At 65.0% G+C, this 12291-nt stretch carries 13 protein-coding genes; 8 read left to right on the top strand and 5 right to left on the bottom strand.

Going from position 1 to position 12291, the window contains the following annotated elements:
- Positions 1-19 precede the first annotated feature (19 nt).
- Genes ACESL8_RS04400 through lepB form a run of 3 tightly spaced genes read left to right on the top strand, consistent with a single transcriptional unit; the run spans position 20 to position 2021 of the window.
- Positions 20-769, top strand: a complete 750-nt coding sequence (locus ACESL8_RS04400; RefSeq protein WP_372916360.1) for a pyridoxine 5'-phosphate synthase — start codon at positions 20-22, stop codon at positions 767-769.
- A 38-nt stretch (positions 770-807) separates the two neighbouring features.
- Complete coding sequence (acpS, locus tag ACESL8_RS04395) at positions 808-1212, top strand: holo-ACP synthase (RefSeq protein WP_372916358.1); 405 nt, start codon at positions 808-810, stop codon at positions 1210-1212.
- Positions 1209-2021, top strand: a complete 813-nt coding sequence (lepB, locus tag ACESL8_RS04390) for a signal peptidase I (RefSeq protein ID WP_372916356.1) — start codon at positions 1209-1211, stop codon at positions 2019-2021. Before acpS ends, lepB begins: the two co-directional genes overlap by 4 nt.
- 15 nt (positions 2022-2036) lie before the next feature.
- On the opposite strand, the gene ACESL8_RS04385 is transcribed toward lepB, so the two are convergent.
- Together ACESL8_RS04385 and rpsU are read right to left on the bottom strand one after the other, a co-directional pair.
- Positions 2037-2546, bottom strand: a complete 510-nt coding sequence (locus ACESL8_RS04385) for an FKBP-type peptidyl-prolyl cis-trans isomerase (RefSeq protein ID WP_372916354.1) — start codon at positions 2544-2546, stop codon at positions 2037-2039.
- Between the two features lie 159 nt (positions 2547-2705).
- A complete protein-coding gene (gene rpsU / locus ACESL8_RS04380; protein ID WP_372916352.1) occupies positions 2706-2912 on the bottom strand; it encodes a 30S ribosomal protein S21 in 207 nt (68 codons plus the stop codon).
- Between the two features lie 219 nt (positions 2913-3131).
- Between rpsU and ACESL8_RS04375 the strand changes: the two genes are divergently transcribed.
- The 3 genes from ACESL8_RS04375 to feoB all read left to right on the top strand — a co-directional run bounded on the left by ACESL8_RS04375 (position 3132) and on the right by feoB (position 5955).
- Entirely contained in the window at positions 3132-3770 is a 639-nt protein-coding gene (locus ACESL8_RS04375) for a COQ9 family protein (protein WP_372916350.1), read from the top strand.
- Positions 3771-3835: 65 nt separating this feature from the next.
- Positions 3836-4093: a ferrous iron transport protein A gene (locus ACESL8_RS04370; protein ID WP_372916348.1), complete on the top strand. Its 258-nt coding sequence runs from the start codon at positions 3836-3838 to the stop codon at positions 4091-4093.
- Positions 4090-5955, top strand: coding sequence for a ferrous iron transport protein B (feoB, locus tag ACESL8_RS04365; RefSeq protein WP_372916346.1), 1866 nt, complete (start codon positions 4090-4092; stop codon positions 5953-5955). Before ACESL8_RS04370 ends, feoB begins: the two co-directional genes overlap by 4 nt.
- Here the strand turns inward: feoB and ACESL8_RS04360 are convergent.
- Both ACESL8_RS04360 and ACESL8_RS04355 read right to left on the bottom strand, forming a co-directional pair.
- Positions 5921-7258 carry an APC family permease gene (locus tag ACESL8_RS04360; protein WP_372916345.1) on the bottom strand — a complete coding sequence of 446 codons (1338 nt, stop codon included), beginning with the start codon at positions 7256-7258 and terminating at the stop codon, positions 5921-5923. The genes feoB and ACESL8_RS04360 overlap by 35 nt on opposite strands.
- Before the next feature lie 50 nt (positions 7259-7308).
- Positions 7309-7764: a nucleoside deaminase gene (locus tag ACESL8_RS04355; RefSeq protein WP_372916343.1), complete on the bottom strand. Its 456-nt coding sequence runs from the start codon at positions 7762-7764 to the stop codon at positions 7309-7311.
- A gap of 46 nt (positions 7765-7810) precedes the next feature.
- On the opposite strand from ACESL8_RS04355, the gene acs reads away from it, so the two are divergent.
- Together acs and ACESL8_RS04345 are read left to right on the top strand one after the other, a co-directional pair.
- A complete protein-coding gene (gene acs, locus ACESL8_RS04350) occupies positions 7811-9769 on the top strand; it encodes an acetate--CoA ligase (RefSeq protein WP_372916341.1) in 1959 nt (652 codons plus the stop codon).
- Between the two features lie 97 nt (positions 9770-9866).
- The gene (locus tag ACESL8_RS04345) at positions 9867-11960 is read left to right on the top strand and encodes a TonB-dependent receptor (RefSeq protein WP_372916339.1); all 2094 of its coding nucleotides are present in this window, start codon (positions 9867-9869) and stop codon (positions 11958-11960) included.
- On the opposite strand, the gene ACESL8_RS04340 is transcribed toward ACESL8_RS04345, so the two are convergent.
- Positions 11944-12291 (bottom strand): GNAT family N-acetyltransferase (locus ACESL8_RS04340; protein WP_372916337.1); only part of this gene is annotated, 348 nt, incomplete at its 5' end. The two genes, ACESL8_RS04345 and ACESL8_RS04340, sit on opposite strands and share 17 nt — an antisense overlap.

Below are 12291 nucleotides of genomic sequence, written 5' to 3'. Positions count from 1 at the left end.
CGTACAAGGGTATCGAGCAATGAACGGCCACCTGCACTCCGCCCACCTCAGGCTGGGCGTCAACATCGACCATGTTGCCACCATCCGCAATGCACGCGGCGGCCTGCACCCGTGCCCGCTGCGCGCCGCCGAACTGGCAGCGGCAGCCGGCGCCGATGGCATCACCATTCACCTGCGCGAAGATCGCCGCCACATTACCGATGATGATCTGATCCGGCTGAGCGGTGCCATATCGCTGCCGATCAACCTCGAAATGGCCGCGACCGACGAGATGCTGGCCATCGCCCTGGCTTACCGCCCGCACGCAGCGTGCATCGTGCCCGAACGCCGCGCCGAACGCACCACCGAAGGCGGGCTGGATGCCGCCGGCCAGCACAACACGCTGCAACCGATCGTGGCGCGCCTGCAAGACGCCGGCATCCGGGTTTCACTGTTTGTTGCGCCGGATGCGCGCCAACTGGAAGCCGCGGCGCGGCTGGGTGTGCCGGTGGTGGAGCTGCACACCGGGCCTTATGCGCATGCGCTGGCACAGGACGATGTCGCCGCCGAATTGGCCCGGCTAATCCGCGCTGCCGATATCGGCGCGGCGCTGGGCCTTGAAATGCACGCCGGGCACGGCCTCACCTACGACAATGTTGCACCCGTCGCCGCCATGGAGCAGCTGGCCGAACTTAATATCGGGCATTTCCTGATCGGCGAAGCGGTGTTCGTGGGCCTTGAGGCCGCGGTTCGCCGCATGCGCGCTGCCATGGATGAGGCGCGGTCTTGAGCAGCCTGCAGGTGCCGCCAAGCCTTGGCCTGATCGGGATGGGATTGATCGGGCTGGGTTCCGATCTGTGCAACATCGACCGGATCGCCCGCAGTATCGATCGCTTTGGCGATCGCTTCATCAATCGTATTTTCACCGATATCGAACAGGCCAAGGCAAATCGCCGCGATCTCACCCGGGCGGCCACCTATGCCAAGCGCTTTGCCGCCAAGGAGGCCTGTTCCAAAGCGCTGGGCACTGGCCTCAGGCACGGCGTGTTCTGGCGGGACATGGGCGTGGTCAATCTGCCCAGCGGCCAGCCCACGCTGCTGCTGTCAGGCGGGGCGGCGGCAAGGCTGGCGCAAATCACACCCAGCGGGCATAAGGCCGCGATTCATCTGACGATGACCGACGACCACCCGTGGGCGCAGGCCATCGTACTGATTACCGTGAGTGCGCAATGACCGAGACCGTGGCAGCCAAGAAAAAAATCAACTGGGTCGAGGAAGCCTGGCAGCTAATGCTGCTGGCACTGGCCGTGCTTGCCGTTCACACGGCGGTGGCAAAGCCGTTCTATATCCCGTCCGGATCGATGCTGCCCGGGCTCTTGGTGGGCGATCGGTTGATCGTGTCGAAATATCCCTATGGCTATTCCTATCTGTCGCCTTCGCTCAACATCCTGCCCAAGATGCAGGGCCGGCTGTTTGGCAGCTTGCCGGAACGCGGCGACATCGTTGTACTGAAATCGCCTATCGCTCAGGATGACTGGATCAAGCGAGTGATCGGCCTGCCCGGCGACACGGTGCAGATGAAGGATGGCCAGTTGTGGCTCAACGGCGCGGCCGTGCCCAAGCTGAAACTGGCCGACATGGTGATGAAGGTAACGCCAAACAGCGACTGCGCCACCATGATCGACGCGCAATACCGGGTGATCACACCCGATGGCGTCGCCGAATGCCGCCTGCCCACCTTCCGCGAAACGCTGCCCGGCGGGCGCAGCTATCTGGTGCATGATCTGGCCAACCTGCCGCAAGACAACACCGAGGCTGTGATCGTGCCGGAAAGCCATGTTTTCCTGATGGGCGACAATCGCGACAACAGCGAAGACAGCCGTTTCCCCGCCGAAATGGGCGGCTTGGGCCTGTTGCCGGTGGAAAATATCGTCGGCCGCGCAGAATTCACCACCTTCAGCCTGGATGGTTCGACGAGCCTGAACCCGGTGACGTGGGTGACTGCCCTGCGCAATCGCTGGTTCCTGTCGCTGCGCGATTAAGCAGCGACTCGGCGCTTATTGCTCGGGCTTGACCGCCAGCAATTCGATATCGAATTCGAGCACGGCGCCTGGCGGGATGACGCCGCCAGCGCCCTGACTGCCGTACGCCAGCTGCGGCGGCACCACGAAATGATATTTGGAACCCACCGTCATCAGCTGCACGCCCTCGGTCCAGCCCGGGATCACCTGATCGAGCGGGAATGCCGCCGGCTGGCCGCGCTGGTAGCTGGAATCAAACACCGTGCCATCGACCAACTTGCCTTCATAATGCACCAGCACCGTATCCTTCACGGCCGGACGCGGACCGCGCCCTTCGCGAATCACCTGGTATTGCAGGCCGGATGCAGTGGCGACGACGCCGGGCTTGGCTTTGTTTGCCGCCATGAACGCCAGATCGGCAGTACGCACCGCCGCAACCTGGCTTTGGGTGCCGGTGTAAACCAGCACGCCAACAACGCCGATGACGACGACGCCTGCCGCCAGCCATTTGCCGATGCCGATACCGCCTGCCGCCTGACCTGACATGATGACCTCAACTGCAAAAAAGGCGCCTTGAAGGGCGCTTGTACTGGGGGTTTGTACTGGGGGTTTATACTGGGCGCTTATACACGGCGGGCCGGGCAGAGGATCAACCCTGCCCGGCCCCTCAGCCGCAATTACCACCGCGTTACGGAGGTGCGGGTCTTACTTGACGCCGTCACGTTCCATGCGCTTGCGCTCCAGCTTGCGGGCGCGGCGCACGGCAGCAGCCTGTTCACGAGCGCGCTTTTCGGATGGCTTCTCGTAATGACGGCGCAGCTTCATTTCGCGATAAACGCCTTCGCGTTGCAGCTTCTTCTTCAAGGCACGAAGGGCCTGATCGACGTTATTATCGCGAACCAGAATTTGCATGAGTTGCCGTCACTCCATCTCGTTTGGGCCGGGCGGCCCCATATCTCGGGTTTGCAAAATAGTGCTGAAGTCCACCGAGTCGGCTCGATGAAACAGGAGCGGCGGATAGCAGATGACCAACAGGCCGGCAAGTGCTGCCCCCAAACCAGCGGCACGGCGCTGGGGGCGCGGCGCAAAAGCAACTGTGAAGCGCTGCCCCGCCGCGCTATGACACTGCTCATGACGAACGATACGCCGCTCGCCGAACTGGCCCCCTGCCTCGCCCGGGCGATGCTGCCGCACGTGCCCTTCGATGGCTGGAGCGAAACAGCGCTGGCTGCCGCCGCCCGCGATTCCGGCATCGATCCCGATATTGCCGCCCTCGCCCTGCCGAACGCCGACGCGATGCTGACCGTTTGGGCCGCCGACGTGAACGCCCGCATGGCGCAGGTGATGGCCGCCACTCCCAATCTGAAAATCCGCGACCGCATTCGGATGGCGCTGGTCACCCGGCTTGAAACCGGGGACCGTGAAGTGACACGCCGTGCGCTTAATCTGCTGGCGCAGCCGCGCCATGCCGCGCTGTCGACCCGGCTGCTGTGGCAGGCGGCTGATGCGATGTGGCGCGCCGCTGGCGATACCGCCACCGATTACAATCACTATACCAAGCGCGCGATCCTGTCGGGCATCTATTCCGCCACGCTGCTGCACTGGACGCAGGACGACAGCGAGGATTTCGCCGCCACCCGCGCCTTCATCGATCGCCGCATCGACGGCGTCATGCGCTTTGAAAAGGCCAAAGCCAAACTGACCGGCATGATGGTCAAGCTGCCCGATGCGGCGCGTTTCCTCGGGCGGCTGCGGTACCCGGCGGTTTAACGCTGGCGCCTTCTGTACAATATTGATAACGGTTCGCAAGTTTCCCGCGACCGGACAGCTGCGCTTTGACCCTTTCCGCCTCTCATTGCTCCATCGACGCGCTGGCCGTGGGCCAAACCGCGTTAATCGCCGCGATCGACCGCGCCGGGCTGGACCCTGATACCGCGCAGCGCCTGTGCGAACTGGGTTTCGATGAAGGCGTCGACGTGGAAATCTTGCACCGCGCGCCGTTTGGCGGTGATCCGCTGGCGGTGCGGGTGGGCAACATGGTGGTGGCGCTGCGCTGCGACATGGCCCGGTTGATTGAGGTGGAGGCAGCATGAACGCCCCTGTCGCCCTTACCCGCCAACCGGTGATCGCGCTGGTTGGCAACCCCAACGCCGGCAAGACCAGCCTGTTCAACGCCCTCACCGGCAGCCGCCAGAAGGTGGGCAACTATCCAGGCGTCACCGTCGAACGCAAGTCTGGCCGCCTCGCCCTGCCCGATGGCCGCATGGCTGAACTGGTCGATCTGCCCGGCACCTATAGCCTTCCCCCGCATTCCCCCGACGAAGCGGTAACCCGTGACGCCATCTTTGGCCGCATGGCCGGTGAAAAGCGGCTGGATGCCGTGGTGGCGGTGGTGGATGCCACCAATTTGCGCAACCATCTGCGCTTTGTGTTGGAACTCAAGGCACTGGGCCTGCCGCTGGTGGTGGCCCTCAACATGATCGATCTGGCCGCGCGTGACGGCATCGCCATCGATACAGCGCGGCTGGCCGATCTGCTGGGCCTGCCGGTGGTGGAAACCGTCGCCGTGCGCCGCAAGGGCCTCGAAGCGCTGGGCACCGCGCTGTCCACCTGCATCGGCGACACGCCGCCCGCCTTGCCGCAGGAACGCCCCAGCGATGTGCGCGACCTGCAGAAACAGGCCAAGGCGCTGGCCGCCGCGGTGGAAACCAGCATCGGCAGCGCGCGACGCTGGTCGCAGCGCATCGACAAACTGGTGCTGCATCCCATCGCTGGCCCGCTGCTGCTGGCGTCCATCCTGTTCTTCATGTTCCAGGCGGTGTTCAGCTGGGCCGAAGCGCCAATGGGCTGGATCGAAGCCGGCGTGACGGCGCTGCAAGCTGGCCTGGCCGCGCGCTTGCCCGATGGCTGGCTGCTCTCGCTGCTGAACGATGGCGTGCTGGCCGGCGTGGGTGCGGTGGTGGTGTTCCTGCCGCAGATCCTGATCCTGTTCCTGTTCATCATCACGCTCGAACAAACCGGTTACATGACGCGCGCCGCCTTCCTGATGGATCGGCTGATGGCGCGCGTGGGATTGAATGGCCGCGCCTTCATCCCCTTGCTCTCCAGCTTCGCCTGCGCCGTGCCCGGCATCATGGCCACACGCACCATCGATTCGCCGCGCGACCGGCTCACCACCATCCTGATCGCGCCGTTGATGACCTGTTCGGCCCGCCTGCCGGTGTATGCCGTGGTGATCGGCGCCTTCATCCCGGCGCGTGATCTGGGGCCATTTGGCCTACAGGGGCTGGTGTTGTTCGCGCTCTATCTGGCGGGCATCGTGGGCGCATTGGTGGCGGCATTTGCCTTGCGCCGCACGGTCACCAAGGGCGCCGCGCCGCCGTTCCTTATGGAGATGCCGAAATATCAATGGCCGGCGCTGCGCGATGTTGCGCTGGGCCTTTATGGCCGGGCCGGGGCATTCCTCAACCGCGCCGGCACCATCATCATGGCCTCCACCATCGTGTTGTGGGCAATGGCAAGCTGGCCGCAACCGCCGGTGGGCGGCACCAGGCCGCCGATCGAATACAGCCTGGCCGGCAAGATAGGCGCCGCGCTGGAGCCGGCGTTTACGCCGATCGGCTTCAACAAGGAAATCGTGATTGCGCTGGTGCCGGGCATGGCAGCGCGCGAAGTCGCCGTGTCGGCGCTGGGCACGGTCTATGCCCTCAATGATGTGAGCGAAAACAACGCCGGCAGTTTGATCGAGCGTTTGCGCGGTGCGTGGCCGCTGCCCACGGCGCTGGCGTTTCTGGCGTGGTTCGTGTTTGCGCCGCAGTGCATTTCAACGCTGGCAATCACCCGCCGCGAAACCGCCAGCTGGCGCTGGCCGGTCTTCATGTTCTGCTATCTGTTTACTGCAGCCTATGTGGCGGCGGGTATTACGTATCACGCAGCGCTGGCGGCGGGGCTTTGAGAAAGGCGCGCACCACCAGGCCGGCGGCCAACATGCCAAAACTGATCGCACTGCCCTTCACCCCGACATAACGCACCGAGCTTTGCAGCACGAACAGGCAGCCGGCTGTGAACACCAGCGGCACCAGCGGATACAGCGGTACCTTGAACGGGCGTTCGGCACCGGGAGCGCGGCGGCGCAGGATGATCAGCGCCGGGCCGGTAAGCGACAAGAACAGCCAGAACACCGGCGACAGGAAATCCACCATCTGGGCAAAACCGGTCGAAAGCGCGCCCCAGGCCACCAGGCACAGCGACACCGCACATTGCACCCAGATCGCCCGGCGCGGAACTCCGGAGGCTTCGTCCCACGCCGCCAGCCGGGCCAGCGCCGGCTCGTCACCGGCCACGGCATACAGCGTGCGGCCGCCCACAATCACCAGCGCATTGACGATGGCCAGCGCCGCCAACCCGACAAACACCACCATGGCCACCTGCCCGGCCGGGCCAAACGCGCGCGCCATCAATTGTGCCGCCGGCGCAGCACTCGCCGCCAACCCGGCGCCGCCCAAACCCACCAGATACGCCCAATTTGCCAGCAAATAGAGCGCCGTCACCATCGCCATGCCGCCGACCATGGCACGGGTCATGTCCCGCGGGGAACGCACTTCGGCCGACAGTGTGGCGGCATCGTTGAAGCCGCCAAAGGCCAGCATGACAAACACCATCGCCTGCCCGAAGGCGGCGGCGCCGAAGGGTTGAGGAGCAAGGGTGGGGGTAAGCGGCGGGGTGCCAGCGGCGATCAGGCTGGCGGCAGCCACCCCCAGCACCAGCAGCGCCGCCACATCGGCCGTCACTAGCACGATCTGGCCGTTGGTGGATCGTTTCACCCCGGCAAGATTGAGCGCCGTGAGCACGACGATTGCCAACGCCGCCACGCCGCCGCGCGCCGGGTTCGACAGCGGCACCAGTTCGGCCAGATAATCCGCCGCAACAAAGGCCAGCATGGCCGCCGAGGCCGAGAAGATCACCGCAAAGCGCGACCAGGCAAACAGGAACGCCGCCATCGGGCCAAAGGCGAGCCGCAGGAAGCGATAATCGCCGCCCGGATGCGGGAAAGCACTGGCCAGTTCAGCATAGACCAGCGCCCCACACAGCGCGAACAGCCCGCCCAGCGCCCACGCCGCCAACACCAGCGTGTCATTCTGCAAATTGGCCGCAACCAGGCTGGCGGAACGAAAAATGCCGGCCCCCACCACCATGCCCACCACCACGGAGGCAGCAGCAAAAGGGCCGAGAACGCGGCGTGGGGCGGGTGTGGTCATTCCGCCAACGTGGCGCAGCGCGGCGCCAGCGGCAAGTGGCCGATCGCCGGTCAACGCCGCGCGGCGAAGAAGTCCTTGAGCAGCTTGGCCGATTCCTCTTCTGCCACGCCGGCCACCACTTCGGGGCGGTGGTGCGCCTGAGCGTGGCTGAACACCCGCGCGCCGTGCTCGACGCCGCCGGATTTCGGATCGGATGCGCCGTAAACCACACGCTCCAGCCGGGCGGCAGCGATTGCGGCGGCACACATGGCACAGGGCTCCAGCGTCACGGTGAGCGTGCAGCCGATCAGCCGCTCGCTGCCCAGCGCGGCACAGGCGGCGCGGATAGCCAGCATCTCGGCATGGGCGGTCGGATCGGCCAGTTCGCGGGTGCGGTTGCCGGCGCGGGCAATCACTTGGCCCGCTGCATCCGTTACCACCGCGCCCACCGGCACTTCGCCCCGCGCCGCCGCGCCGTGGGCTTCATCCAGCGCCAATGCCATCGCTTTGGAGGGGGGAAAAGCCATGCGCCCCCTCTAGCCGCAAGCGCCGGCGCAGCATAGTCTGGCTGGCATGACCGACATCCTCCATCCCGTCACCGCACAGGCGCTGGCCATCACCCGCACCACCGCCGCGCAATATCAGGCACACCACGCCCAAAGCCTCGCCGATCCCGACGCGTTCTGGCGCGACCAGGCGACCCGGCTCGACTGGTACCAGGCGCCGACCATCATGGGCAACTGGTCGTGGGACCCGGTGGATATCAAGTGGTTCGAGGACGGGGTGATAAACGCCAGCTGGAACTGCCTTGACCGCTGGGCCGATGCCGACCCAAACCGCACCGCGATCATCTGGGAAGCCGACGATCCTGCCGCCAAAGCCCGCCGCATCAGCTATGGCGAACTGCGTGACGAGACGGCGCGCATGGCCAATGCGCTGGTTGCGCTGGGCGTCGACAAAGGAGACTGCGTCACCATCTACATGCCGATGATCCCCGAAGCCGCAATGGCGATGCTGGCCTGCGCCCGCATCGGCGCGGTGCATTCGGTGGTGTTCGGCGGCTTTTCCGCTGAAAGCCTGGCCGGTCGCATTGAAGACGCGCAGAGCCGTTTTTTGATTACCGCCGATCAAGGTCGCCGTGCCGGCAAGGCCATCCCGCTCAAGGCCATTGCCGATGAAGCCTGCGAAAAGGCCGAAGCCGCCGGTACCAACGTCGAGGCCGTGCTGGTCATCCGCCACACCGGCGGCGCGGTGGCGATGGTGGAAGACCGCGACCATTGGTGGCACGACATCCGCAAGGACGTGCCAGCCGCCTGCACGCCCGAACCGATGAACGCCGAAGCTCCGCTGTTCATCCTCTACACCAGCGGCTCCACCGGCAAGCCCAAGGGCGTGCTGCACTCCACTGCCGGCTATCTGCTGTGGGCCAACCTCACCTTTGAAACCGTGTTCGATTATCGCGCTGGCGAGGTTTTCTGGTGCACTGCCGATGTCGGTTGGGTCACCGGGCATAGCTATATCGTCTATGGCCCGCTCAGCGCCGGGGCCACCGTATTGATGTTCGAAGGTGTGCCGAGCTGGCCGGCGAACGACCGATTCTGGCAAGTGATCGACAAGCACAAGGTCAATATCTTCTACACAGCGCCCACCGCGTTGCGCGCCATCATGCGTGACGGGGATGAGCCGGTGAACCGCCACGATCTGTCCAGTCTGCGCTTGCTCGGCACGGTGGGCGAGCCGATCAACCCGGAAGCCTGGAACTGGTATCACCGGGTCGTCGGCAAGAGCCGGCTGCCCATCGTCGATACATGGTGGCAAACCGAAACCGGCGGCGCGCTGATCACCCCGCTGCCCGGCGCCACCGCGCTTAAACCCGGCAGCGCCTGCCAGCCGTTCTATGGCATCGAACCGGCCCTGGTGGAGGCCGATGGCAGCATCATCCCGTGGCAAGCCGGCAGCGAAATCAGTGGAAATTTGATCCTGATGGGCAGCTGGCCCGGCCAGGCCCGCACCGTGTACGGCGATCATGAACGCTTCGTCGAAGCCTATTTCACCGCCTACCGCGGCTGCTATTTCACCGGCGATGGTGCCCGCCGCGATGCCGATGGCTATTGGTGGATCACCGGCCGGGTGGACGACGTGATCAACGTTTCCGGTCACCGCATGGGTACCGCCGAGGTCGAATCGGCGCTGGTCGCCCACCCGGATGTGGCCGAAGCCGCCGTGGTCGGCTTCCCGCACGATGTGAAGGGTCAGGGCATCTATGCCTATGTCACGCTCAACCTGCGTGTGGAGGCGTCGGCCGAACTGGTGGCGGCGCTGAAGGCCACGGTGCGCCGCGAAATCGGCGGTATCGCCGTCCCCGACCATATCCATGTCACGCCCGCTCTGCCCAAGACCCGCAGCGGCAAGATCATGCGCCGCATCCTGCGCAAGATCGCCGAAAACGAGTTCGGCGCGCTGGGCGATACCTCGACCCTCGCTGATCCGTCGGTGGTGGATGCGCTGGTTGAAGGCCGGCTGAACCGCTAGCGCGCCTTATTGCGAGAATTTCGCAATTTATAACTTGCCTTCCTGCGAGTCGGTCGCAATAAGCGGCGATACTGATTGTCATTCGCAGGAATTCAAAATGCGTTGCGCGTTACTGATCTCGTCAGCCCTCGTGCTCGCTCTGCCCGCTGCGGCGGAGGCATCGACTCTGGATGATGGCGCCGCCGGCACCATCGTGGTCACCGGCCAGCGCGAAGCCCCCTATCGCATCGGCAGCACCAGCAGCGCCACCCGCACCGATACGCCACTGCTGGATGTGCCGCAGGCGATCACCGTGCTCACCCGCCAGCGCCTGGATGATCAGGCGATTCTTTCGGTGCAAGAAGCGCTGCGCTTCGTGCCCGGCGCGGTCGGCGCGCAGGGTGAGGGCAATCGCGATCAGATCGTGCTGCGCGGCAACAACAGCACCGCCGATTTCTTTGTCGATGGCGTGCGCGACGATGTCCAATATTTCCGCGACTTCTACAATCTGGAGCTGCTGGAGATCCTGCGCGGCTCCAACGCCATGATCTTCGGCCGTGGCGGTGGCGGCGGCGTCATCAACCGGGTCATCAAAACACCCGATCTCGCCGCCAGTCGCATTGCTGCCGACGCTGCTGCTGACACGTGGGGCAGCTGGCGCGTCACTGCCGATCTCAACCAACCAATGGCCACCGGAATCGCCGGCCGCCTGAACGCCTTCGTGGAAGAGGCCAGCAATCACCGCGACTCTTATGGTCTTTCGCGCTGGGCGGTGAACCCCACGCTTGGTCTTGATCTTGGTGGTCGCGGCACGCTGGTGCTGGGCTATGAGCATGCCGAGGATGATCGCGTCGCCGATCGCGGCATCCCGTCGCAAAATGGCCGCCCGGCCCCGGTGTCGCGCAATCTGTTTGTGGGCGATCCGGCGCTCAATCGCAGCCGCGTCAATGTCGACGCCCTGTCGTTGGCGGCGGACTATCGCCTGGCCGACGGGCTGACTCTGCGCCACCGCACGCGCTGGGCCGATTACGACAAGGAATATATCAACGTCTTTGGCGTCACCACGTTGGCCGCCGACAGCCGCGTGGGCCTGGAAGCCTATCGTGACCCCACCCGCCGCCACAATCTGTTCAGCCAGACCGATGTGAACTGGAAAACCACGATCCTCGGCACAAGGCACAACATTCTCGCCGGCTTCGAATTGGGCCGGCAGGCGTCGCGCAACAAGCGCATCAATGGCTTCTTCGATGGCATCGCCACTGGCACCACCCGCGCCTTCGCTCCGGTTGGTGACGCTGGCCGTTTCCCGCAGCCCAGTTTCCGGAGTGGGCCGGGCAATCGTTCCATCCGCACCCAGGCCGAGGTCGCCGCCGTCTTCGTGCAGGATCAGGTAAAGATCGGTGACCATGTCGAGCTGCTCGGCGGCTTGCGCTACGACCAGTTTGAACTGACCGTGGACAATCTGCTTGGCGGCACGCGCTTTGCCCGAACCGATCATCTGTGGTCACCGCGCGCCGGCGTGGTGGTCAAGCCGGTGGCCAATGCCTCGCTCTATGCCAGCTTCAGCCGTTCCTACCTGCCGCAATCGGGCGACCAGTTCACCAGCCTCGATACCACGCTCGCCGCGCTGGAGCCGGAAGGCTTCCTCAACCGCGAAGTGGGCGCCAAGTGGGACATCACGCCCACGCTCAACATCAACGCCGCCTTTTATGTGCTCGATCGCACCAACACCCGCGCGCCCGGCGCCATCGCCGGCACGGTTGAGCTGACCGGCCGCCAGCGCAGCCGTGGTTTCGAGCTGGGCCTTGATGGCCAGATCCGCCCATGGTGGCAGGTGCAGGCCGGCCTCGCCGTGCAAAGCGCCCGCATCACCACCACCACCAGCGCCGCCCCGGCCGGTCGCCACGTTGCGTTGGTGCCGGAATTCCAGGCCAGCTTGTGGCAGCGCTTCCAGATTGCAGAACCGGTGGGCGTGGGGATGGGCGTGCTGCACCAGAGCAGCAGCTTCACCAGCATCAGCAACGCGGTGATGCTGCCGGCCTACACGCGGCTGGATGGCGCGCTGTTCGTGACTGTCAGCAAGGGCGTGGTTGTGCAGCTCAACGTGGAGAATATCTTCAATATCAGCTATTTCCCGACCGCCCATACCGATAACAATGTCAGCACCGGCACCCCGCGCAGCGCCCGCCTGACGATCAGGACGTCGTTTTGAGCCGTTCCCACAAGCCCACCGGTTCTTCGCGATAGGTCGCCTCGCCAAAGATGCCGAAGCCGCAGCGGCGGGCGACCGCGATGCTGGCGGCGTTGCCGGGGTTGATCATGGCCACCGTGCGCTCAAAGCGCGTGTCCGCCCATTCCAGCGCGCAGCCCACGGCTTCGCTGGCATAGCCTTGCCCTTGCGCTTCCGGGTGGAATGCCCAGGCCGCTTCCGGGCAACCAAAGGGTTCCACCCCGGTGCGCTCACCGTGCAGGAAGCCGACATCGCCAAGATGCATGTCGTCGCCGGGCCGCGTCACCGCCCAAATGCCATAGCCCTTCAATTG

Source organism: Sandarakinorhabdus sp. (assembly GCF_041689835.1).
Lineage (GTDB): Bacteria > Pseudomonadota > Alphaproteobacteria > Sphingomonadales > Sphingomonadaceae > Sandarakinorhabdus.
Note: the sequence above shows the minus strand (reverse complement) of the source record. Positions and strands in the feature narration are given on the sequence as shown.